General features: G+C 48.4%; 17 protein-coding genes. 13 read left to right on the plus strand and 4 right to left on the minus strand.

What is annotated here, in order from left to right; genetic code table 11:
* Positions 1-330 precede the first annotated feature (330 nt).
* The 4 genes from EIZ48_RS23970 (at position 331) to pstB (ending at position 3810) form a co-directional block, all read left to right on the plus strand.
* Positions 331-1149 carry a phosphate ABC transporter substrate-binding protein gene (locus EIZ48_RS23970; RefSeq protein ID WP_160657372.1) on the plus strand — a complete coding sequence of 273 codons (819 nt, stop codon included), beginning with the start codon at positions 331-333 and terminating at the stop codon, positions 1147-1149.
* Positions 1150-1259: 110 nt separating this feature from the next.
* Positions 1260-2171 carry a phosphate ABC transporter permease subunit PstC gene (gene pstC / locus EIZ48_RS23975; RefSeq protein WP_160657374.1) on the plus strand — a complete coding sequence of 304 codons (912 nt, stop codon included), beginning with the start codon at positions 1260-1262 and terminating at the stop codon, positions 2169-2171.
* 5 nt (positions 2172-2176) lie between these two features.
* Positions 2177-3043 carry a phosphate ABC transporter permease PstA gene (pstA, locus tag EIZ48_RS23980; RefSeq protein ID WP_160657376.1) on the plus strand — a complete coding sequence of 289 codons (867 nt, stop codon included), beginning with the start codon at positions 2177-2179 and terminating at the stop codon, positions 3041-3043.
* A 17-nt stretch (positions 3044-3060) separates the two neighbouring features.
* On the plus strand, positions 3061-3810 hold the full coding sequence (gene pstB, locus EIZ48_RS23985; protein ID WP_160657378.1) for a phosphate ABC transporter ATP-binding protein PstB: 750 nt from the start codon (positions 3061-3063) through the stop codon (positions 3808-3810).
* A gap of 768 nt (positions 3811-4578) precedes the next feature.
* Here the strand turns inward: pstB and EIZ48_RS23990 are convergent.
* Positions 4579-5508 carry a LysR family transcriptional regulator gene (locus EIZ48_RS23990; protein WP_160657380.1) on the minus strand — a complete coding sequence of 310 codons (930 nt, stop codon included), beginning with the start codon at positions 5506-5508 and terminating at the stop codon, positions 4579-4581.
* A 158-nt stretch (positions 5509-5666) separates the two neighbouring features.
* Here EIZ48_RS23990 and EIZ48_RS23995 point away from each other — a divergent pair, with 158 nt between their 5' ends.
* From EIZ48_RS23995 to EIZ48_RS24010, 4 genes are all read left to right on the plus strand, one after another.
* A complete protein-coding gene (locus tag EIZ48_RS23995; RefSeq protein ID WP_160657382.1) occupies positions 5667-6806 on the plus strand; it encodes an efflux RND transporter periplasmic adaptor subunit in 1140 nt (379 codons plus the stop codon).
* Positions 6807-6809: 3 nt separating this feature from the next.
* Positions 6810-9914 (plus strand): efflux RND transporter permease subunit, encoded by a 3105-nt coding sequence (locus EIZ48_RS24000; protein WP_160657384.1) that lies wholly within the window; start codon positions 6810-6812, stop codon positions 9912-9914.
* 441 nt (positions 9915-10355) lie between these two features.
* The gene (locus tag EIZ48_RS24005) at positions 10356-11975 is read left to right on the plus strand and encodes a mechanosensitive ion channel family protein (protein WP_160657386.1); all 1620 of its coding nucleotides are present in this window, start codon (positions 10356-10358) and stop codon (positions 11973-11975) included.
* A 322-nt stretch (positions 11976-12297) separates the two neighbouring features.
* Positions 12298-12735: an META domain-containing protein gene (locus EIZ48_RS24010; protein WP_160657388.1), complete on the plus strand. Its 438-nt coding sequence runs from the start codon at positions 12298-12300 to the stop codon at positions 12733-12735.
* A 106-nt stretch (positions 12736-12841) separates the two neighbouring features.
* On the opposite strand, the gene metE is transcribed toward EIZ48_RS24010, so the two are convergent.
* Positions 12842-15139, minus strand: a complete 2298-nt coding sequence (gene metE, locus EIZ48_RS24015; protein WP_160657390.1) for a 5-methyltetrahydropteroyltriglutamate--homocysteine S-methyltransferase — start codon at positions 15137-15139, stop codon at positions 12842-12844.
* A 275-nt stretch (positions 15140-15414) separates the two neighbouring features.
* Here metE and metR point away from each other — a divergent pair, with 275 nt between their 5' ends.
* The gene (gene metR / locus EIZ48_RS24020; RefSeq protein ID WP_160657392.1) at positions 15415-16326 is read left to right on the plus strand and encodes an HTH-type transcriptional regulator MetR; all 912 of its coding nucleotides are present in this window, start codon (positions 15415-15417) and stop codon (positions 16324-16326) included.
* 23 nt (positions 16327-16349) lie between these two features.
* Here the strand turns inward: metR and EIZ48_RS24025 are convergent, their stop codons facing one another.
* Positions 16350-16538: a DUF4250 domain-containing protein gene (locus EIZ48_RS24025; RefSeq protein WP_075763343.1), complete on the minus strand. Its 189-nt coding sequence runs from the start codon at positions 16536-16538 to the stop codon at positions 16350-16352.
* A gap of 137 nt (positions 16539-16675) precedes the next feature.
* The gene (locus EIZ48_RS24030; protein WP_160657394.1) at positions 16676-17347 is read right to left on the minus strand and encodes an HI_1241 family integral membrane domain; all 672 of its coding nucleotides are present in this window, start codon (positions 17345-17347) and stop codon (positions 16676-16678) included.
* Positions 17348-17658: 311 nt separating this feature from the next.
* Between EIZ48_RS24030 and EIZ48_RS24035 the strand changes: the two genes are divergently transcribed.
* The 4 genes from EIZ48_RS24035 to glpC all read left to right on the plus strand — a co-directional run bounded on the left by EIZ48_RS24035 (position 17659) and on the right by glpC (position 23295).
* Complete coding sequence (locus tag EIZ48_RS24035; protein ID WP_160657396.1) at positions 17659-18852, plus strand: GGDEF domain-containing protein; 1194 nt, start codon at positions 17659-17661, stop codon at positions 18850-18852.
* 218 nt (positions 18853-19070) lie between these two features.
* On the plus strand, positions 19071-20762 hold the full coding sequence (gene glpA, locus EIZ48_RS24040; protein WP_160657398.1) for an anaerobic glycerol-3-phosphate dehydrogenase subunit A: 1692 nt from the start codon (positions 19071-19073) through the stop codon (positions 20760-20762).
* Positions 20759-22087 (plus strand): glycerol-3-phosphate dehydrogenase subunit GlpB, encoded by a 1329-nt coding sequence (glpB, locus tag EIZ48_RS24045; RefSeq protein ID WP_160657400.1) that lies wholly within the window; start codon positions 20759-20761, stop codon positions 22085-22087. The genes glpA and glpB overlap by 4 nt, the downstream gene beginning before the upstream one ends.
* A complete protein-coding gene (gene glpC / locus EIZ48_RS24050; protein ID WP_160657401.1) occupies positions 22084-23295 on the plus strand; it encodes an anaerobic glycerol-3-phosphate dehydrogenase subunit GlpC in 1212 nt (403 codons plus the stop codon). The genes glpB and glpC overlap by 4 nt, the downstream gene beginning before the upstream one ends.
* Positions 23296-23593: the final 298 nt, after the last annotated feature.

Raw genomic sequence — 23593 nt, forward strand, 5'->3', positions numbered from 1 at the left:
GACGGTAGGAATGGCTTTTCCCTTTCAACGTTATTTGACACAGAAATGGGTTTGCTGGCTCACTCCCAAAGGGCGAGTTTACTTGGCTTCTATGCGTTGTTACCGATCATTAATTTAGAGCCACTAGATTTTCAAATCGGTGCCTAGCTTACAAGCCAAGTAATTCTCGCTGAAACGAGCATCTTGAGGTAGCTTGGGTATAAGCATTTATTACTATCGTCATAGAGTGTTCAAACTTTTGAAACATGATTGTCATATTACTTTCCTAATCTTTGCTTCGTTCATTCAAACCTATTGGCAATAAGGCCAAGCTTTTTAAGGATTAGGAAAATGAAAACACAGGTTATTGGTGCACTAGCCCTAGCAGGTTCAATGGTATTCAACACTGCGGTAGCAAATGAGACTGTTTCTGTTGTAGGCTCAAGCTCCGTATCACCAATCATGGAAGTACTTGGTGAAACCTATGCAAAATCCAAAGATGTCACCATCGAAGTTCAGGGCCCGGGCTCTTCTGCCGGTGTTCGTGCAGCACACGATGGTTCTTCTGACCTAGGTATGAGTTCTCGCAACCTCAAGTCATCAGAAAAAGCCGACAACATCAAAGAAATCGTTATTGCTCGTGACGGTATCGCGGTAGTTGTTCACAACAACAACCCTGTCGCAGACCTATCTAAAGAAGAAGTGTCTAAAATCTACAAAGGCGAAATCACTAACTGGAACCAGGTTGGCGGCGAAAACAAGCCAATCGTTGTTGCAACACGTGACACAGCCTCTGGTACCCGTGGTGCCTTCGAAGACATCATGAAATTGAAGAAGAAAGTTAACGGTATCAAAGTATCTGCAATTTCTCAGCGTGCGCAGGTTGCCAGCGGTAACGGCCAGTTAAAAACCATCGTAGCCAACAACCCGTTTGCTATCGGTTACATCTCTCTAGGCTCAGTAGACGGTTCGGTTAAACCACTGTCAATTGATAACCACAAGCCTTCTGTTGAAGCTATCAAGTCTGGTGAATACGGCGTACAACGTCCATTCCTGGTTGTTTATAAAGAAGGGCGTCCTTCTAAAGCCGCACTGGACTTCCTGACTTGGGTCAAAAGCGCCGATGCTCAGAAAATCGTTGCTGATAAAGGTTTCATCTCTGTTAAGTAATAACTGAACATAACTTTCCCGGTCAGCGTCTTCGAGACGGTGGCCGGTCTTTATTGATTCCTCGGTATTTGAATAAGCCCTTTGCTTAATCAATATCTGGAGTAAGCATTATGACCATCGCAAATAACATAGAAAATCCGACTAAAGGGTCTTCGCTAAAAGCCAAAGATAAAATTGATTGGCGCGAAGTGTTCTTTAAGTACCTATTTTTGGGAAGTGCCGCATTAGGTATCTTGTCTCTTATTACCATTGGCTACTTTATCTTCCGCGAAGGTTACGCCGCATTTGAACACTCCGGCGTGACTGGCATTGTATTAGGTACCGACTGGCTGCCACCGGCTCTTTACGGTATCGCCCCGATGATCGTCGCCTCTATTGTATCCACTGCGGGTGCAGTTGTGCTGGGGGTGCCAATCGGTGTACTTACCGCTATCTTCATTGCCGAGGTTGCCCCTAAGCGCCTGGCAGATATTATCCGCCCGATGATTGAACTGCTGGCTGGTATCCCTTCGGTGGTATACGGTTTCTTTGGCCTGGTCATCATCGTGCCGCTTATTCAGGATATTTTCCAGGTACCCGCAGGTAACACGGTCCTGGCCGGTATCATTGTTCTGGCAGTCATGATTCTGCCAACCGTTATTACCGTATCCGAAACCTCGATTCGAGCTGTACCTCGTACGTACAAAGAAGGTTCTTTGGCACTGGGTGCATCTCATATGTTTACTATTTTCAAACTCCTCGTGCCTGCCGCTCGCTCAGGCATCATGACCGGTGTCATCCTGGGGGTTGCCCGTGCTCTCGGCGAAACCATGGCCATCATTATGGTAATGGGTAACTCGCCGGCTATGCCGGAAGGCCTGCTGGACTCAGCGCGTACTTTGACAGCCAACATCGCTATCGAAATGTCATACGCAACCGGTATTCACGCAAGTGCACTGTACGCTACAGGTATTGTCTTGCTGGTTTTCATCATGATGCTTAATGCCGCGCTTCTTTATCTAAACCGTGAGCGTGCGAGGTAATCACTATGTCATTACAATCAACCAATGCTGCCAAGCAGCAGTTCAAAGACAAAATCGCATTGGGTGTTATCTGGCTCTCTGCCTCTATCACTGTCGGTTTCCTGCTTTGGGTAGTCTGGTACATCCTGAGTAATGGTCTGTCACACGTAGACTGGACCTTCATTACCAGTAACTACACCACAATCGGCCAGGAGTCAGGTATCTGGCCAATGATTGTCTCTACCTTATACATGGTCGCCGCTTCGATTGCAGTTGCTGCCCCCCTGGGGATCATGACAGCCATCTACCTGACAGAATATGCCAAGGTCGGCAGCAAATTAGTTAAGGTGATCCGGTTCTGTACCGAGTCACTGGCCGGTATCCCGTCGATTATCTACGGCCTGTTTGGTATGACCTTCTTCGTGGTTGTACTTGGCTTTGGTTACTCGATTCTGTCTGGTGCCCTAACCCTAAGCATTTTGATCCTTCCGGTTATTATCCGTACTACGGAAGAAGCATTAATGGCTGTTCCTCAAACCTACCGCGAAGGCTCGTACGGCTTGGGAGCCTCCAAAATCTACACCATCTGGAGACTTATTCTGCCAAGCGCGATGCCTGGTATCGTAACCTCCATCATCCTCAGCGTTGGTCGTGTCATCGGTGAATCCGCACCGGTATTCATGACAGCAGGTATGGTAGCCCGTATTCCAGAGAGCATGCTTGACTCTGGCCGTACGCTAACCGTTCACCTGTACAAGCTAACACAGGAGCTCTACACCATTCATGAATGGAACCAGGCGTATGCAACCGCCACCGTCCTGATTGTGATTGTTCTTGTGATTAACATGATGACGAAATTGATTGCTAGCCGATTCAACACTGCGACTTACTAATTCTGAGGGAGAGAACCATGAATAAATTCAACATCGAAAACCTAGATCTATACTACGGCGAAAATCAGGCACTGAAAAAAATCTGCCTGCCAATCCCTAACCGTCAGGTAACGGCGCTCATTGGCCCGTCAGGCTGTGGCAAGTCTACCCTGCTTCGCTGCCTGAACCGTATGAATGACCTTATTGAAGGCGTCAAAATTGATGGTCAGCTGACCATGGACAACGAAGATGTCTACGGAAACATTGATGTCGCGCAGCTGCGTATCAAGGTGGGAATGGTATTCCAGAAGCCGAACCCTTTCCCGATGAGCATCTATGAGAACGTTGCCTACGGCCTACGCGCCCAGGGCATTACGGACAAGAAACGCCTTGATGAAGTTGTCGAAACATCACTCCGTGGTGCCGCACTGTGGGATGAAGTCAAAGACCGTCTGAAGTCACACGCCTTTGGCTTATCCGGCGGTCAGCAGCAGCGTCTGTGCATTGCCCGTACGATTGCGATGGAGCCGGAAGTGATCCTGATGGATGAACCGACTTCGGCACTTGATCCCATTGCTACCAAGAAAATCGAAGACCTGATGGAGTCTCTGAAGAAGGACTTCACCATTGTCATTGTTACCCACTCAATGCAGCAGGCAAGACGTATCTCTGATCGCACAGCCTTCTTCCTGATGGGCGAACTGGTAGAGCATGATGAAACACATGCACTGTTTAACAGCCCGCGTGATGATCGCACCCGTGGCTACGTAAACGGTGACTTCGGCTAAGCGAGCCAACACAACAATACTTCCTCAGCTCGCAGGCTATGTAAGCAAATAATAAAAAGCGATGGTACTTATTGCCCCCTTCTTGTAAGGGGGCTTTTTTAGAGAGCGGATTCACAAAAGCAGAACAGAGTCATTTCGGTTAATCGATAATATAAAACCAGAGAATAGAAAACGATTGCTTGCTTTATTTAAATATTTTATTTGCATGGCCGTGGGCTACCCATTTATCATCAAGCCAAAATAATACCTGAAATTATATCACCTGCGCATATGAATACTGTTTTGTATTTCATTTCCTTCACTCAGCCATATCAATGTTACTTAATAAAATCATCATATTAACTTGTCATTTCTGGCATATAAAACTCGTTGAGCATCAAAATATTTTTATGTATCATTCAGCACCTGATTTACAGAACAACAGTGTCCAAGATGACAGATTGCAGTTGTATTCACAAAGAAAGAGTCAAACGTACTTTTTGGCAACGATTATTTTATAGTTCGATATTTCGATGCAAAGACTGCGGTAAAATATTTAAGATATGAACAAAGACTCAGTGTTAATTAGAAAAAATATCAATTCAAAATCTAGGGATATATTAAAAAACACTAGAAGAAAGTTTTTAGAAAGATATAACACTCACAGTCTAATCAACCAACATGACGAACTTTCATGTAAGAATTTTAAGGACACTGACACTTCCCCCATGTAATAGCTCGCTATTAACAGTCAGTACCTGCCAGGGAAAGGCTCACCAGTTTCAGTACTCAAATCGACATCCCCCGAATATCCCCTTCTATATTTTGGCAAACTCCCATATGCTCGGCTTCCGTCAGCATATAATCTATAAACGTACGTACCGTTAATGAAAGGTACTTTCGTGAGGGATAAACCAGCCAACCATAGCTCATCGATGGCTCGATATCTTCAAATAGCCGTACCAGCATGCCCCTCTCTATATAAAAATTAGCCAACGGCTCCGGTAACAAAATAATGCCGCGATCTTGCAGGCATGCCTCTACGATCAGCGGAACACTGTTCATGATCAGCTTACCGGATACCTCAATCTCCTTATCTTTCCCTAACGGCACTTTGCTATACAGACGGCCACTTGGGTAACGGAAACAAATAAAGTCATGATTAGCCATATCCTCAGGGGTTTGAGGCATGCCATTAAGCTTAATATAGTTTTCGGTTGCATAATAACCAAATGAGGCAGACATAAACGGACGTGCGATTAAACTAGAATCTTCAAGCTTATCACCAATACGCAAGGCAACATCAATATGGTTTTCGATTAGATCTGTCTCAACGGAACCGGTGACAATCTCAACCGTCACTTTCGGATAAAGATCCATGAACTTAAAGATTGCCCTACCAATATCAATAATGCCAGGCAACGGCAAAACCTGAACCCGCAAGTGCCCTGACAGTTCGTACGTCGGTGCCGTAACCTCCTGAATACACAGCTCAAAATCGCTAATGAGTGCTTTGGTGCGTTCGTAAAATGTCTCACCGGCTTCGGTTAACTGCATAGAACGGTTGTGACGGTGGAAGAGTTGAACCTGCAGTTCTTCTTCCAGTGCCTTCACTCGCCGGCTAAGATTCGACTTCGGCAAATCAAAGATTTCAGCGGCACGAATCAGGCTTCCGGCATCCACAATTTGATGAAATAACTTAATATCTTCCGTCTTCATTTCTCACCCGTTTGTTCACAGTCCACTGTTATTGTAAAGCCAAATACTGCCATTATTTGTTGCAAAAAACAGAACTACTCTTTCCAAAATGTTTGGTTTTTAGCAACCCTTTCAAAGGTTATAGTTTTCCGCAAGTTATAACAATAGGAAATACCACCATGAAACCGGCATTACTTAGCCTGCTTGCCGTTATGATGTCAGTTGCATTAACTGGCTGCGATGAAGCTGAAAGTGCAATCCAGCAATCAGCCGTTGTCCGCCCAGTCAAGCTCATGACCGTCAACGACAGTACTTCTCATCAAATACGTGTCTTCCCCGCAAAAATCGCAGCAAGTCAGCAAGCTGATCTGGCTTTTCGCATTAATGGCGAATTAGTAAAGCTTGGGTTAATTGAAGGCCAGCATGTAGCCAAAGGTCAACTGCTCGCCCAATTAGATGATCGCGATGCGAAAAACGCCTTATTGAACGCCGAAGCCAACCACGACCTGGCTGCTGTTGATTTCAAACGAAAAGAAGAACTCTATAAGCGTAAGCTGATTTCAAAAGCCGAGTTCGACACCGCCAGGGCCACGTTGAAATCTGCCAAGGCCTCGCTATATTCTGCTCGTGACCAGTTGGCCTATACCCGTTTGGAAGCACCGTTTTCCGGTACCGTTGCCAAGGTAAATCTGGACAACCACCAAATGATCCAGGCGACCCAGGTCGTTTTGACGCTTCAGGGAAATAATCAGATAGATGTAAAGATCCAGGTTCCTGAATCCCTGTTGCTGACGCTTAAAGATGTTTCATTCGACGAAGCATTCAAGCCTGCAGTGCGCTTTCATGCTCCTAAGACTCTGGCACTGGAGAAAGGCTTTACGCCTACCCTCACCTCATCTGGTCAGCAAGGTACCTACCCGGTGCAATACAAAGAGCACGCCAGCACAGTTAGCCCGGGCAGCCAGACCTACGAGGTTGTGTTTAGCCTGACACCGCCTGAGAACCTGAACATTCTGCCGGGAATGAGCGCCGAGCTGCTACTTGATATGTCTGCGGTGAACACTTCCGGCCAGGTCATTACCGTACTTCCTTTAACCGCCATCGTTCGCAGCGATGATACCGGTGAAACCAATGTATGGCGCTATCAGTCCGGTAACAAAACACTTGAATCTGTAGTGGTCACTCTCGGACAAGTACGAGCAAACGGAATTGAGATCCTATCTGGCCTGAAGCTAGGTGACCAGGTGGTTGCCGTCGGTGCTGCAGCAGTGAAATCCAACATGGAAGTTAAACCTCTTCGCTGGGAACGAGGCGTTTAATTGATGAATGTTGCACACTATAGTATTAGAAACAAAGTCATAAGCTGGATGTTCGTTCTGCTAATGTTAATCGGCGGAGCAATTTCCTTCACCGGCCTCGGCCAGCTGGAATTTCCAGAGTTCACTATCAAAAATGCGCTGGTGATCACCCCTTACCCGGGCGCCTCACCAGAACAAGTCGAAGAGGAAGTCACGCTGCCGCTGGAGGATGCCATCCAGCAAATGCCGCAAATCAAGCATATCACCTCGATCAACAACGCCGGTCTTTCACAGATCGAAGTCGAAATGAAAGACGAGTACGACGCCAATGCCCTGCCGCAAGTGTGGGATGAACTGCGTCGCAAGGTGAATGACGCAGTTGTCGATTTGCCTCCGGGCACTCTGCAGCCACAGATCATTGATGATTTCTCTGACGTGTTTGGCATCTTGGTTAATATTCGCGGTGAAGGATACAGCTATCGCGAGCTGGAGAACTATGCCAATTACCTTCGTCGTGAGCTGGTACTTATCGACGGTGTCAAGAAAGTCTCTGTCGTCGGTGCGCCAGAGGAGCAAATCGTCGTAGAGATCAGCCAGCAGAAACTCTCTGCGCTTGGCCTTGACCAGAACTATATCTACAGCCAGATCCAAAACCAGAACGTGGTCTCCAATGCTGGAAAAATTCGGATTGGCGACGGGCGAATTCGTATCCACCCAACCGGTGAGTTCGATGACGTCAGCGAAATGAACCGTCTTTTGGTCAGCCCACCAAGCAGTGGCGATCTGGTTTATCTGGGTGACATTGCCAAGGTATATAAGACAACGACAGAAACCCCTACCCTGCTATACCACAACATGGGGCAGGACGCGTTGTCATTGGGTATTTCGTTCACCACAGGTGTCAATGTTGTCGATGTATCCAAAGCCGTATCGGCGAAAATTACCGAGTTAGAATCACAGCTACCGGTAGGTATGGACCTAAATACAGTTTACGACCAAGGTTCCATCGTTGAGGTCTCTGTTACCGGATTTTTGATTAACCTGGCCGAGTCTGTTGCCATTGTTATCGTCGTATTGCTGGTCTTTATGGGCGTACGCTCGGGCTTGCTGATGGGTGTTGTCCTGTTGCTGACGATACTGGGCACCTTCATCGTGATGAATGTCCTCGGAATCCAGCTACAAATCATCTCACTGGGAGCCTTGATTATCGCGCTCGGCATGCTGGTGGATAATGCGATTGTTGTAACCGAAGGGATCCTGATTGGCATCCAGCGAGGCCAGACACGCTTCGAGGCTGCCGGTCAAGTTGTCAAGCAAACCCAATGGCCGCTCCTTGGTGCAACAATCATCGCCATTATTGCTTTTGCCCCTATTGGCTTGTCTCAGGATGCGACAGGTGAATTCTGTGCATCTTTGTTTCAGGTATTGCTGATCTCTCTGTTTATCAGCTGGATCACGGCTATCACCATCACTCCCTTCTTCTGTCACCTTCTGTTTAAGGACGGAGAAGTCAGCGACGAGCCACAAGAGCTGTATCGCGGTTGGTTCTTTAACCTGTACCGTGGCCTGCTAACGACAGCAATGCGATTCCGTGTTGTTACGCTTGCTCTGGTCATCGCTATGCTGGTTGCCGCTGTTATCGGAATGGGACATGTGAAGAATGTATTCTTCCCGCCATCGAACACACCTATCTTCTTTGTTGATATCTGGCTGCCAGAAGGCACAGATATTCGTGGAACAGAAAAGTTTATTTCTAACGTTGAACAAGAGATTCTGGGCTACGAGAAAGAAAACAAAGCCGGACTGGTAAACCTTACATCGGTTATTGGCCAGGGTGCACAGCGTTTTGTATTGCCATATGTTCCGGAGAAAGGCTACGACGCCTATGCCCAGCTCATCATAGAAATGGATAGCCTGGAAACACAGAGTGCTAATATGCCGCAACTGACAGCTCACTTGCGTGAGAGCTACCCAGAAGCAGAGTTCAGGGTGAAAATGCTGGAAAACGGCCCTTCACCGGCGGCTAAAATTGAAGCGCGTTTCTATGGCGAAGATCCTCAGGTACTGCGACAGCTTGCCCATCAGGCTGAGCAAATCTTTCTGGCTGAGCCAATGGCCGAGAATATCCGTCACAGCTGGCGTAATCAGGTAACAGTAGTTCGTCCTCAGCTGAATCTGGCTCAGTCTCGCGAGGTTGGTATCAGCAAACAGGATCTTGATACAGCCCTGCTGATCAACTTCAGCGGCAAAGCTATCGGTACCTATCGAGAGCAGTCACACCTGATGCCAATCATGGCACGAGCACCGGAGCAGGAACGCCTTGATGCAAACAGCTTGCTTAAACTGCAGGTCTGGAGTGGTGAAAACAACACGTTTGTCCCTGTGACGCAGTTGGTTTCCTCTTTCGATACCGAATGGGAAAACCCGATTATCATGCGTCGTGATCGAAAACGTATGCTTACCGTGTTTGCCGATCCGGTACTTGGCAGCGGTGAAACAGCCGATTCAGTCCATCGCAAAATACGCGACAAAGTCGAGGCGATTGAGCTGCCGGACGGATATTCATTTGAATGGGGTGGCGAGTACGAGACCTCTCGCGATGCGCAGGCAAGTATCTTTAGCTCCTTGCCGATGGGCTACCTCGCGATGTTCCTGATCACCGTAGTACTGTTCAACTCCATCAGACAACCACTGGTGATCTGGTTCAATGTTCCCCTTGCGATTATTGGTATTGCGTCCGGCCTGCTATTACTTGATGCGCCACTAAGCTTCATGGCGATCCTCGGTATGCTCAGCCTTAGCGGGATGATCATCAAAAACGGCATTGTTCTGGTCGACCAAATTAACGCCGAGATTAAATCAGGCAAGGCGCCATATGACGCCGTATTTGACTCTTCGGTAAGCCGTGTCAGACCGGTTGGCATGGCAGCAATTACCACTATGCTCGGTATGATCCCGCTGCTGTTTGACCCATTCTTTGTGGCAATGGCAGTTACTATCATCTTTGGTCTTGGCTTTGCCACCGTGCTGACACTGATTGTCTTGCCGGTTAGCTATACGCTGATATTCCGCATTCCGACCAAAGCCAAACAAGCGCCCTTGGTTCAGGAGGCACCGGTTACTGCCTGATTGAAAGAGCATATCAAAGCGTACTAACTTGTGTGTTTTCTAACACGCGCTATTGATACTCGCGACGTTGCCCATAGCCCTTGCTGACTAATGCAAGTGTTATGGGCTTTTTTTATTAAATCATTTGGCCCTCTGCTGACAATATTTCCAAACCGCATCCCTAAGATAAAAACACTATTTCAAAGTCGTCAATATTGGCTATTTATAATGTGTTAAGACCATAATAACGCCCTAATCTTCATATTGAGCCTACGCCACCAGCCGATGACGGTTATTCTTATCGGGGAAATGACATGCCGGACTGGTGTTGGCACTTCTCCCCGGCACCGATTTTTTATCTCAACAAGACATAACCTGATACTGGGTATCATGCCGCAACAGCTTCAGCTATTGGCCTGATTAACCTGTTTTATAAATCAGTTAGCAAGAGTGAGCTGTAACATGCGCATACTGATGATTATCTTGTTATTCATCTCCTCTGTCGTGGTGGCAGAACAACCTGACGAACAAACACTACAACTGGCATCACTCGAACAAGAGATCGCTGCACTCCATCAGGAATCTCTTACCAAAAGTGGTTCAGCAAGAAGTGTCGTCGAAATGCAGCTGCTCAACAAAAATGACGAACTGCGCAGAATAATTAAAGGCTTAATCGACAACCGCACAGATGAAACCGTTCCGATACTGCTAAAATACGTCAATCAACAGGTCATTTTCATCTCTCAGGCCTCTGAGTTTCTTGAGGATAAAATTACTGCTGAAGAAGTGAAGCTCGACGAGGCAGCACAGGAAGATAAGTTATCCGTACAAAAAAGCCTCGATGATGCCCGCCGCTTCTATACACGGTTGCTGGCTGAGCAATGGATAAACTACGAATGGCTTGAATTACTTGGCTCTCCGAATCCCAACAGTGCTGACGCCCTCACCGAAGACATCAGCCACCGGCTTGAATTCATGTCAGCCTCACTCTCCTTCAATAGCCAGCAAGAAGCCCTGTTGCTCAAACAGCTAAAAACAGCCTCTGAAGGTGAGAAACCCTCTGTTCAGCTTGAACACCTTTTGGCTCAGAGAAGTGTCGCCAGCGATATCGACAACCTCAGATTTCTCGTCGAACTGGCCGACGAAATGGAGATAGACACCACTCAATATACCCAGCAGATTTTTGAGGTAACCGGAAACCTGACCGACGATTTGCTAAAGCCCAAAGTCCTCATTTCCTTATTTTCCAGCTGGGTAAAGAGTATTGGTCAGTGGCTGGTCGACAATACCCCTCAGGTGTTATTCAAGCTGGTTATTTTCGCCTTTATTATTTTTATCTTCAGGATCTTAAAAAATCTCACACGAAGAATGGTCACCCGGGCAGTATCCTCACCTAATCTGCGTATGTCCCAGTTAATGCAAGACTTCTTTATCTCGATGAGCGGCAAAGGTGTCTTCATTATCGGCCTGTTGATCGCCCTGTCGCAAATTGGCCTCAACCTGGCTCCCATCCTGACCGGTTTCGGTGTTGCCGGTGTTATCGTCGGCTTTGCACTCCAGGATACCCTGTCGAACTTTGCATCCGGCATGATGCTGCTAATCTATCGCCCGTTTGATGTCGGAGATTTTGTCGAGGCAGGCGGCGTATCCGGCAAGGTCAGTCACATGAGCCTGGTCAGTACCACCATCAAGACCTTTGACAACCAGATAATGATTGTGCCCAACAGCAAAATTTGGGGAGACACTATAAAGAATGTCACCCATGAGCGCGTCCGCCGTGTCGACATGGTATTCGGCATTGGTTATAGCGACAGTGTCGAGCACGCCGAACAAGTACTGAACGATATTGTTGACGCACACCCGGCAATACTGAGATCCCCAGAAAAGACGATAAAGCTTCATACCCTCAATACTTCATCGGTCGACTTCATTGTTCGCCCATGGGTAAAAACAGAAGATTACTGGGATGTATACTGGGACATTACCCGAGAGGTGAAGATTCGCTTTGACAAAGAAGGATTGTCCATCCCATTCCCGCAGCAAGATGTGCATCTCCACATGGTCAACAATAACAAGGATTAATATATTACCGGACCACACATTTGGCAGGTTAATAGTTACTGAAAAGTGCTATGTTATCCCTCTATTTTATGGGATAAAAATGACATCCACCTAACAGAAAACAAGATTACCTTTGGCAAACTATTAATAGATACTCACATTCCACTGTTATTTCTAACCAATACATGTTGCGATGTGTTCACGAGATTGAACTCTTGGTTTATAGTCGAGTCATATCAATAAGAAACGGCGTACAATTGATAATGTAAGCGATTAAACTAATATTCAGGAAGCTTATGTTCGAATGAACGCAGTATAAAAATTAAACTCCGGGAATCATATTATGAGAAAGCGTTTTCTAGCCATTCTAGCGTTACCAGTTATTCTAGCGGCCTGCGCGGCCCAAAACAGCAGTAGTACACATGTCATCGCCGAGTCCGATCTGGCAACCCACAACTGGGTATTAACCAAGGTCGATAACAAAGCCATTGATTTGCCGGAACCATTTAAAGCACCAAACCTTGAACTAAGTACAGATCTGGCAGCCAACGGTCACTCTGGCTGTAACCGCTACTTCGGTCAGGCAGAGCTGAAAGAAGGTAAGCTGCGTGTCGAGAAAATGGGAATGACCATGATGGCCTGCCCAGAACCAGCCATGGAAATGGAACGAATCATGAGCACTACCCTGATGGAGTGGAGTGAGGCCAGCATTACAGGCAGTGAACTAACGTTGACCAATGCCGACCACACGCTGACATTCAAGCGTACTGAAACACAATAATCCTTGAGCCGCCACTACAGCGGGACAGGTGCAGTTAGCAAAAAGAGCGCAAATGCGCTCTTTTTATTTATCATACGACCAAGCTATATTATGCGGCCCACTTTCGCTACACCGCTTTCGCCTGCCACTGCTCACGCAATGCTTTGGCTGCTGCCACCAAGTTACGTAGTGCAGCTTCTGTCTCCTCCCAGTTACGGGTTTTCAGACCGCAGTCCGGGTTAATCCACAGTCGTTCTGCCGGGATAAGCGTTTCAGCTTTTTCAACCAGCTGGGCAATGTACTCGACCTCCGGAATATTAGGTGAATGGATATCATAGACGCCCGGACCAATCTCATTCGGATAGTCAAACTCCTCAAAGGCCTTCAGTAGCTCCATATCAGAGCGAGACGTTTCGATGGTTATCACATCGGCATCCAATGCTGCCACAGACTTAATTATGTCATTGAATTCGCTGTAACACATATGAGTGTGGATCTGCGTTTGTGGCTCTGCGCTGGCAGCAGAGATTTTGAATGCGTTCACCGCCCAATCCAGATATGCCTGCCACTGCGAGGCTTTCAACGGTAGTCCCTCTCGAATTGCCGGCTCATCAATCTGAATCACCTTAATGCCTGCAGACTGCAGATCAGACACTTCGTCGCGCAATGCCAGGGCTATCTGGTTAGCCACCTCTTCACGCGTCAAGTCTTCACGCGGGAAAGTCCAGCCGAGGATGGTTACCGGTCCGGTGAGCATACCCTTCACCAGTTTGTTTGTCAGCGATTGGGCATAGCACGTCCAGTCTACGGTCATCGGCTTGGCACGATAGATATCTGAAACAATAACAGCTGGTTTAACACAGCGGGAACCATAGCTTTGCACCCAGCCAAAACGCGTCACAGCAAAGCCTTCCAGCAGCTCGGCAAAATACTCCACCATATCATTACGCTCGGCTTCACCGTGCACCAACACATCAAGATCAAGCTTTTGCTGGCGCTCAATTGCATCCGCAATGTGCCCTTTCAGCGCGGTATTGTATTCGGCTTCCGTTAGTCGCCCGGCTTTAAAGTCACGTCGCTGGGTACGGATCTCATTCGTCTGTGGAAACGAGCCAATCGTTGTGGTCGGTAATAACGGTAAGTTAAGCGCCGTTCGCTGCTGTCTGGCCCTCTCTGCATAAGGCGCCTTTCTTTCAGCCAGTGCCGGTGTGATTGCCGCAGTACGCTGACGCACCTCTGCATTGTTTACCAGCTCACTGGTTGCACGGGCCTTAATTGGCGCACTGTATTGGAGGCACTCCTGTTGAGCCAGCTTGCTACCGTCAAGTGCCTGTGCCAGCAATGTCACCTCGCGACACTTCTGCTTGGCAAATGACAGCCACTGACGTACTTCAGGTTTGAGCTCTGTTTCCAGATCCAAATCAATCGGGCTGTGTAGCAATGAGCAAGAGCTTGCCAACCACAGGCGAGAGCCTAGCTGCTCTTTAACTGGTTGCAAGACAGACAATAACTGCGCTAAATCCGCACGCCATACGTTACGACCGTTAATAACACCCGCAGACAGTACCCAATCTTGTGGCAGAGCGGCCACCACTTCGCTTAGCTGTTCCGGTGACGCAGACAAATCAATGTGCAAACCGTCAACATTCAACGCGACAATTTTATCCAGGTGGTGGGTAATGTTGTCAAAATACGTGGTCAGCAACAGCTTGGTACTGCCGTTTAACACTTGATAAGCCAATTTGAAGGAATCTGCCCACTCTTTTGGCAATTCCAGGGTCAACACCGGCTCGTCAATCTGAACCCACTCCACCCCAAGTCCCACCAGCTTACCAAGGATCTGCTGATAGGCTGTCAGCAGTCGAGGCAATAGCGACAAACGATCGAAACCTGGCTCTTTTTCTTTACCGAGCCACAAGTAGGACACCGGACCAAGCAACACCGGCTTGACGTCATGACCGGCCTTCTTGGCCTCTGCCACTTCTTCGAACAGCTGCTGCCAGCTGACATTGAACTGATCGTCGGCGCTGAACTCCGGCACGATGTAGTGATAGTTGGTGTTAAACCACTTCGTCATGTCCGATGCCGCGCAGGCACAACCCGTTGGTGCCTTACCGCGTGCAACACGGAACAGGGTATCTAGGTCAGGGAAGCCATTATTGTGACGCTTGGGAATGTGGCCAAGCAACATACTGGTGCTCAACACATGGTCATACCAGGCAAAATCCCCGACCGAGACATAATCGAGACCGGCACCAACCTGGTCTCCCCAGTGACGATGGCGCAGCAAGCTGCCTATCTCTTTGAGCTCCTTCTGGTCGATTTCGCCTCGCCAGTATTTTTCCTGGGCAAACTTGAGCTCGCGCTGGCTGCCGACTCGCGGGTAGCCGAGAATATGAGTGGTTGTTTTATTTTGGGTTGTCATGTTGCAGTCTCTCTGTGCTGGTAACTGTCGATGACTAAACAATGACTTAACCCCGGCACATGAACAATTTCTTATAATTCACAGTGATTATGAAAAAAATTAATAATCATCAGGTCTCATACAACAAATCCATTTAGACGTCTAGATGTTTACACATCTCTTTTTTACAGGTACATTGATCTTATCAACTCATCGGACGGCGACAGGAAACTCGCTGAATTTCAAAGGATAACGAGAGCGATGAGTCATCTGCGACAAGGACGGTAAAGGAAGCCATGATAGAAATTAAACACTTAAGAACATTATCAGTCCTACGGGATACCGGCTCGCTGACAGCAACAGCCAATACCCTCTGCCTGACCCAGTCCGCCCTGTCTCACCAGCTGAAAGATCTCGAGCAACGGCTCGGCGGCCAGCTATTTTTGAGAAAAACCCGGCCGGTAAAGTTCACTGCCGAAGGGGAGATCTTGCTCAAACTCGCTGACGACCTGATCCCTCGCATCGCCAAAGCCGAACATGAGCTTGCCAGCCTGAAGGAAGACGCCAACGGTCGCTTGCACATGGCCATTGAATGCCACTCCTGCTTCCAATGGTTGATGCCAGCGTTGAAGGAATACCAAATCCACTGGCCTAGCGTGACATTGGATTTCTCGTCAGGTTTCGGGTTCGAGCCTCTGCCGGCATTAAGTGCAGGCGAACTCGACTTGGTAATCACTTCGGATATTCAGGCCCGCAGTGAAATCCATTTCGAGCCTCTGTTTGATTTTGAAATGCGTCTGGTGGTTTCCCCGCAGTCACCACTGGCCAATAAGGACTATATCTCTCCACAGGATCTCGCCGATCAGACCATGCTCAGCTACCCAGTCCAAAAAGGTCGTCTGGATGTCGTCAAACACTTCTTGCAACCGGCAGATATCGAGCCAGAAAACTGGAAACAAGCCGACAATACCCTGATGCTGGTTCAGATGGTGTCGGCCGGACTGGGGGTTGCCGCCTTGCCTAACTGGGCCATCTATGATTTTGCCCGTCAGGGGCTGGTCGTGAGCAAACCGCTTGGGGAAGGACTATGGCGACGGCTATTTGCAGCCATTCGAGCTTCAGAGCGGGAAAGGCATTATCTGCAGGCGTTTTTTGCAACCGCCAAGCAGCAATGCCAAACCCATCTTGAGGGAATTAAAAGCGCCTGAAGCGTTAAGTTGTTATCCGGCTTTTATTTAAACTGGTTTGAGATGGGATCGTAGTGATAACCCAGCGCTTCCATCTTTTCATTCAATTCATCGTTATCCAGCTCATAACGACTTACCAGCTCTTCGATAGTCGAGCATTCAAGCCGTAGCCGTTCATTTACAATGCCAAGAACGATATTGCCATCCATATTCAGTAGATTGCTAATTTCCATACTCACCCCTTAGCTCACAGCAACGGTAACAGTGCCTGTACCTAAAGATAAGCATAGTCATTCTCCGTTAGCCTGCTAACAAAAGCCCTTCCAAATGGAAGGGCTTATCCAGAAAATGCGCAATAATGTGATGTGGCTTAAAACATCACCAGCTGCATGCTGCCGGACGCCACCAGCAATGACGAGGCGACCAAAAGCTGCCAGCGATTGACCGTCTTGGTCAGCAGAATATGGCCACTCCAGACCAACAGTGCCAACACTAATAAGGCCAATGCCCCGACAACATCTACAGTCATGGCCTGTAACGCTGACTCCTCAATACCGGTCAATAGCCAAAGCATCAACAAGACGCTCATAATCGCGCTGACAAACCCGGTAAATGGCAAAATACGGTGAAAAGCCTGCAGGCGAGTTCTTGCCAGTGTCAGCAACAAGTGGGCTAACGAGCTGCCAAACAATGCCACCGCCATCAGGCTCAGGCCAATTTGAGGCAGGCTCATTGTCGGCAGAAGCGATAACCAGCTCAGTGCAGCCAGTATATCGGCCGCGTAAAGAGCCTTGAGCGGCCCCGCGTCACGGGTTTTGCCCGTCTTGACCTTAAAGGTAAAAAAGCCCAACACTAGCAAAGGTAATAGAGCTACTGGATGGCTAATGACCGCAACAAGCCAACCAGCTAAAATTACAGGCAACGTTTTATGTACCCTGCCTCGTTGACCCGGACAGATTTCCCCCTTGGTTAACACCAACGTCAAAATCAATTGTGCCCCCAGCAGTGCGGGGATCAGAAACGTCAAATAACCTGTAATCATGCTTTAACTTGTATCAATAAAAAATTGGGAAGGATCATATCAAGTTCACTGTTTGATTGCACAATGAAGTACCACGGTAAAAGCACTCACCGGCAAATTTTTCAACCAAGAACGATTAACCTATTAATTAATTCATCCAGTCACATTAGAAAAACCAATCAATATACTGGATCAAGGTCACGGTTTGTTTATTCAATATGTAGAATAATTACCCACAAATCACGGACAGTTTGTGTTGACTTTGCGCTGCGTCATTTTTTATGCAATTAAACCCTAAATAGGTAGTCAGACACATAACATACAGGGCGAAAATGACTAACCCGAATAAAGGAATGCAGGATAATCAAGAGCAGCTTTTTAAGACGCTTAAACTGTATATTCCTGATTTATGGAGTGCAAAAGCGCACAGCGCCAGTTTTCAAAACACCCGAAGCGGCTATCTGCGTGATCGTATCTCGATGCTCGCCATCGTCTGGGGAATCTTAATTGTTCTCTGGGTTCCTTTCGATCTGCTCTTCCTTTCCGGCTCGCTAGGGATAGAAATTGCCATTTCTCGTGTTGCCCTCGCTGCATATTTATTTACCATTGCCAAATACAACAGCCGTCAAACGTCGTTGAAAAAAGCCCAATGGTGTATGACTTTGATGGTAATTGGATTGAACTTGTTCTACTTGTATTCAATGCAGGTGCTCGACTTTCCCAACGGCAACAGCGGCATTGAATGTGGTTATACCCTGCTTCCTATCCTGCATGTCGCCATATTGACCATTCTTCCAGTCACCATAAAAGAAAGCCTCGGGCTGCTTTTTATTACTGCTGTTACTCAGCTTTTTGTTGAGTTTCAGGCTGATAGACTACTTACCCCCGAAAACCTTGCTGACTATTGGCTGCAAAATGTCCTGGCGATGATGGTGATCTGGTCGCAGCTGTCCAAGCTATATATGCTAATGCGCCTGTATCGCCAGGCTACTTTGGACCCGTTAACCGGCATTTATAACCGTCGTATGCTCCTGCAACTGGCAAACAAGTCAATTTCCCACTGCGAAAATAAAGGCCAGCCATTTTCGGTGTTGATTTTTGATATCGACAAGTTCAAGCGAATTAACGACACCTGGGGACATGGCGCGGGTGATAAAGTATTACGGGGTTTCGCTGATTTCATGCAAAGCAAGATCCGAAAAACCGATCTGTTTGGCCGCTATGGCGGCGAAGAGTTCATCCTATGCTTGCCTCGTTGTAATTCCGACATGGCCGAAAAAATTGCGGAACGCATGCTTTGCTACATTCGCCAACTTGAGTTGCCAATCGGCTATGCCGATACCAAGCTACAGATCACCACCTGTATCGGCATCTCTACCTATTCCAGCGGCGATACGCTCTCTTCCATGATTGAACGCGCAGATCGTGCTCTTTATGAGTGCAAAGACTCCGGCCGTGACTGCAGCCGCTTTCATCCGGTTGGTTTTCAGTACCATGGAAATGAGCGCCGAAAGGCAATCGCCTAATTTTTACACATACCTTCCTTCGAAAAAGAGCCGTTCGGCTCTTTTTTTGTTTGCTTTTCATGCAATCAAGCCTCTTATAGCGCGAACGAATGTTCGTTCGCTCATTTATGTGTATTGGATCAAATAATACCCGCAGTAAAAGTGGCATATTTATTCCTATGAGATAGGGAATCAAACAGTTCCTGAGTAACTGACCAAAACAATAAGCGAAAACGAACATGACTAGTTGGTTTGAAACAGACGTTGTTATTATCGGCGGTGGCGCAACCGGCACAGGCATCATGCGTGATTGTGCGTTACGAGGAATGGCATGTATTCTGGTTGAAAGGGATGACCTTGCTTCAGGTACGACCGGACGTAACCACGGCCTGCTCCACTCGGGCGCCCGTTATGCCGTCACGGATCAGGAATCCGCTGAAGAGTGCATTCAAGAAAACCGGATCCTCAAAAAAATTGCCCGCCACTGTGTGGAAGATACACAGGGGCTGTTTATTTCACTGCCGGACGATGATCTCGATTTTCAGAAAACTTTTCTGTCGTCCTGCCAGAAAGCAGACATTGATGTCGAGCAGCTGACGCCGCAAGAGGCTTTACGACTAGAGCCTAACTGTAACCCGGATTTGATCGGAGCCGTCAAGGTACCTGACGGTACGCTTGATCCGTTTCGACTTGCCGCCTCCAACGTACTTGATGCTGTCGAGCATGGTGCCCGCCTGTTCAATCACACGATTGTGACAGGCCTGATCCGAGACGGTCACACAGTGAAAGGCGTTAACTGTCTGAACACCAAAACGGGCGAACATTTTGAGATTTACGCCAAGCAGGTTGTCAATGCCGCAGGGATCTGGGGTCAACAGATCTGTGAGTATGGGGATCTCAATATCAAGATGTTCCCTGCCAAAGGATCCCTGCTGATCCTCGACTACCGGATCAACAACCTTGTCATCAACCGCTGCCGTAAACCGTCAGATGCCGATATTCTGGTACCCGGTGACACGATTTCTCTGATCGGAACCACTTCTGAGCGTATCGATTACGACAAGATCGACGACTTGCATGTCACCAGCAAAGAGATCGATGTGTTACTAGAAGAAGGGGCCAAGCTTGCACCTATCATGGCCAACACCCGCGTTCTTCGTGCTTATGCCGGTGTCCGCCCTCTCGTTGCCGTCGACGGTGATACCAGCGGCCGTAATATCAGCCGCGGCATTGTATTGCTCGATCATGCAGAACGAGATGGCATGGACGGCTTCGTAACCATCACCGGCGGCAAGCTGATGACATACCGCATGATGGCTGAATGGACAACCGATCTAGTTGCGAAAAAACTGGGTAACTCGCAACCATGTATTACCCATGAAAAACCGCTGCCCGGCTCGGAACAAGCAACCGAGAAAACCAAGAAAACAGCTAGTCTTGCCAAACCGGTCTATCAGTCCGCTTACTACCGTCATGGCGAGCGGGCCGAGAAGTTCCTCAAGGGCGACAAGAAGAGCCAGGCAGTGATCTGCGAATGCGAGATGGTTACTTGTGGCGAAGTGGAATACGCCATCAAAGAGCTTGATGTCCATAACCTGGTTGATTTACGTCGCCGTACCCGCGTTGGCATGGGGCCATGCCAGGGAGAACTCTGCTCTTACCGTGCCGCTGGCTTATTCTCGGAGTATGGCAAAACATCAGGGACCGAAGCGAGCCACCTACTGGGCGAATTCCTTGAAGAACGCTGGAAAGGCATCAAACCGGTATTCTGGGGCGATGCTATGCGCGAAGGCGAATTTACCTACTGGATCTACGAAGGCTTGTTTGGTGTCAGTGATCTCCCTGAACAACAAGCGGACACATCACTTCAGGCATCCAGTACAGCAACAAACAAAACAACAAGCGAAACAGCAGACGAGGTCGAGCAATGAAATTTGATAGCGTAATTATTGGTGGCGGTGTTGCCGGCCTAAGTTGTGCGATCCGCTGTGCCGAGGCCGGGTTGAAGACAGCCGTTATTGCTGCAGGCCAAAGTGCCCTGCACTTTTCGTCGGGATCTATCGATGTACTGAGCCGCCTGCCTGACGGCCAACCAGTCGCCAACCCATTCAGCGCCTTTGATGAACTGAAAAACCAAAGCCCGGAGCACCCCTACAGCAAGCTGGGCGAAAGAGCGACACGTGACGCTCTGGACTGGTACCAGGCGATGATGGAAAAATGCGGCGTCTACCTGACAGCTCAGGAAGATGGAGCCAACCATTTGCGCGTCACACCTATGGGCACTTTCCGCTCTACCTGGTTATCTCAACAAACCGTCCATCAATTCCCCCTAAAGGATGTCGCGAAGGGGCTGAGCAGTGTTGCCCTCGTTACCATTGACGGTTTCCGTGATTTCCAGCCTAAACTGGCGGCCGACAACCTGGCGAAGCTACCGCAGTTTAAAGATGTCACCATCACGACAGCTGCCGTCGAGCTACCTGATTTCGAGACAATGCAGCGTAATCCGTGTGAATTTCGCTCCATCGATCTCTCCCGGGTGCTACGTGACGAAACCAAGCTTTGTGCCTTTGCCAAGTCATTGATCCAACACGTCGGCAAAGCCGATCTTGTGATTCTGCCGTCCATTTTTGGCAATGGCGACGGGGCGGCAACGATTAAGCTGCTTGAAGGGCTGACTGGCTTTAAGATCTGTGAGATCCCAACCATGCCACCTTCTCTGCTGGGTATTCGTCTGGAAGAAGCCATGAAGTCTCACTTCAAAGCGCTAGGTGGCTTGATCCTTGCTGGGGACGAAGTAAAGCGCGGTGAATTCGAAGACGGCGAGCTAAAACGTATTTATACCAAGCACCATCATGACATGCCGCTCGTTGCGGACAATTACCTCATTGCCAGCGGTAGTTTCTTCAGCCGAGGCATGAGTGCGCAAAGACATGCTATCGAAGAACCTATCTTCGGTCTGGACATGACTGATCTGCCACATCGCGATCACTGGTATCAACCTGAGTTCTTTGCCAAGCAGAGTCATCCGTTCCTCAAGATGGGTGTCACCTGCAATTCTCAGCTACAGCCATCTATCAACAACCAGAGCATCAGCAATCTGTACTGCGCAGGTGCCCTGCTTGCCCATTATGATCCGGTCTTCGAAGGCTGCGGCAGCGGTGTCGCCATCAGCACCGGCTATCATGTTGCCGAGAAAATGATTAAAGCGCAGCACCAAACAACAGAACACGCACAACAAGAAAGGACTATCGCATGAGCCTTCCAAAAAAAGACACCAGCTTTGATCAATGTATCAAGTGCACTGTATGTACCGTCTACTGCCCTGTCGCAAAGGCCAACCCGCAGTATCCGGGACCGAAGCAATGTGGCCCGGATGGCGAGCGTCTGCGAATCAAGAGTCCTGAGTTTTATGATGAGACCCTGAAGCTGTGTACCAACTGCAAGCGCTGTGAAACGGCCTGTCCTTCCGGCGTCAAGATTGGCGATATGATTGCCGTCGCCCGCGACGAGCATGCCAAAATGCCGCTGAACATCAAAACCATCCGTGACTTTGTACTCAGCCACACTGATCTGATGGGGACAGCTGCAACACCATTTGCGCCTGTTGTTAACGCCATCACCGGCATGAAGCCGGTGAAAAAAATCATGCACAAAACCATCGGCGTGCACGATCACAAAAGTCTGCCGAAGTACTCCCACGGCACATTCCGTCGCTGGTACAAGCAAAACTGCACCAGCCAGGCACTGTATCCCAAGCAGGTACATTACTTCCACGGCTGCTATGTGAACTATAACCACCCTCAGCTAGGTAAAGACTTCGTCAAAGTCATGAACGCCATGAGCATCGGTGTCCAGCTGCTCGACAAAGAGAAATGCTGCGGCGTGCCGCTCATCGCCAACGGCTTCTTTGATAAAGCGAAGAAAAATGCCAAACTGAACGTCAAGAACTTTACCGATGCCATCGAAAAGTATGATGCGCCAATCATCTCGACATCATCGACCTGTTCCTTCACCCTGCGCGAAGAATACCCAGAGGTACTCAAGGTTGATAACAGCCAGGTGGCCGACAGAATCGAGTTCGTTACCCGCTTTCTGCTAAGAAGCTTTATGAATGGCAATATGCCGAAAATGAAGCCGGTCAATAAGAAAGTGGTCTACCACACGCCGTGTCACCTTGAGCGTACCGGTGGCAGCCTGTATACCATTGAGCTGCTCAAGATGATCCCAGGCCTGGAACTGGTGGTGCTGGACAGCCAGTGCTGCGGTCTTGCAGGAACTTACGGCTTCAAAACCGAGAACTATGACACTTCGATGGCTATCGGTAACAAGCTGTTCAAGCAAATTCGCCAGGAAAATGCCGATTTCGCCATTACAGACTGCGAAACCTGTAAATGGCAAATCGAAGAAAATACCGACCTTGAAACCATCCACCCCGTCTCAGTCTTGGCGATGGCTCTAGCCTGATCCTAAGAGGGCCTAACCGGCCCTCTCCTCATTTTATTACAACATTCTTGATAGAGATCCTATAGTTATTCTTGTGCTAGAAGAAAAGCTGGCAATGATGCCCGACATTCTGGACGGAATCTTTTCTGGCAACCTGATCTTAAAGCAAAGAGAAATGACACGCAGGGAAGCATCAGGAACCTCATCCTATAGCTGAAGTATGCAGTAGCTAGCGCTGGTAGCCAAAGATGGCAACAGCCGATAGCGGCCCTATGAAGATCATCGTGTAGAGACGGTGCTAACTATCATTATGGGGGTA

The organism is Photobacterium alginatilyticum, assembly GCF_009910675.1.
GTDB classification, from domain to species: Bacteria; Pseudomonadota; Gammaproteobacteria; order Enterobacterales; family Vibrionaceae; genus Photobacterium; species Photobacterium alginatilyticum.

Bases quoted from the DNA above. Each gene is read 5' to 3' on its own strand.
- EIZ48_RS24010 (WP_160657388.1), top strand. From the start codon at position 12,298: ATGAGAAAGCGTTTTCTAGCCATTCTAGCGTTACCAGTTATTCTAGCG.
- pstB (WP_160657378.1), top strand. From the start codon at position 3,061: ATGAATAAATTCAACATCGAAAACCTAGATCTATACTACGGCGAAAAT.
- EIZ48_RS24035 (WP_160657396.1), top strand. From the start codon at position 17,659: ATGACTAACCCGAATAAAGGAATGCAGGATAATCAAGAGCAGCTTTTT.
- EIZ48_RS24025 (WP_075763343.1), bottom strand. From the start codon at position 16,538: ATGGAAATTAGCAATCTACTGAATATGGATGGCAATATCGTTCTTGGC.
- glpC (WP_160657401.1), top strand. From the start codon at position 22,084: ATGAGCCTTCCAAAAAAAGACACCAGCTTTGATCAATGTATCAAGTGC.
- glpA (WP_160657398.1), top strand. From the start codon at position 19,071: ATGACTAGTTGGTTTGAAACAGACGTTGTTATTATCGGCGGTGGCGCA.
- EIZ48_RS24005 (WP_160657386.1), top strand. From the start codon at position 10,356: ATGCGCATACTGATGATTATCTTGTTATTCATCTCCTCTGTCGTGGTG.
- EIZ48_RS24000 (WP_160657384.1), top strand. From the start codon at position 6,810: ATGAATGTTGCACACTATAGTATTAGAAACAAAGTCATAAGCTGGATG.
- EIZ48_RS23995 (WP_160657382.1), top strand. From the start codon at position 5,667: ATGAAACCGGCATTACTTAGCCTGCTTGCCGTTATGATGTCAGTTGCA.
- EIZ48_RS24030 (WP_160657394.1), bottom strand. From the start codon at position 17,347: ATGATTACAGGTTATTTGACGTTTCTGATCCCCGCACTGCTGGGGGCA.
- pstC (WP_160657374.1), top strand. From the start codon at position 1,260: ATGACCATCGCAAATAACATAGAAAATCCGACTAAAGGGTCTTCGCTA.
- metE (WP_160657390.1), bottom strand. From the start codon at position 15,139: ATGACAACCCAAAATAAAACAACCACTCATATTCTCGGCTACCCGCGA.
- metR (WP_160657392.1), top strand. From the start codon at position 15,415: ATGATAGAAATTAAACACTTAAGAACATTATCAGTCCTACGGGATACC.
- EIZ48_RS23970 (WP_160657372.1), top strand. From the start codon at position 331: ATGAAAACACAGGTTATTGGTGCACTAGCCCTAGCAGGTTCAATGGTA.
- pstA (WP_160657376.1), top strand. From the start codon at position 2,177: ATGTCATTACAATCAACCAATGCTGCCAAGCAGCAGTTCAAAGACAAA.
- EIZ48_RS23990 (WP_160657380.1), bottom strand. From the start codon at position 5,508: ATGAAGACGGAAGATATTAAGTTATTTCATCAAATTGTGGATGCCGGA.
- glpB (WP_160657400.1), top strand. From the start codon at position 20,759: ATGAAATTTGATAGCGTAATTATTGGTGGCGGTGTTGCCGGCCTAAGT.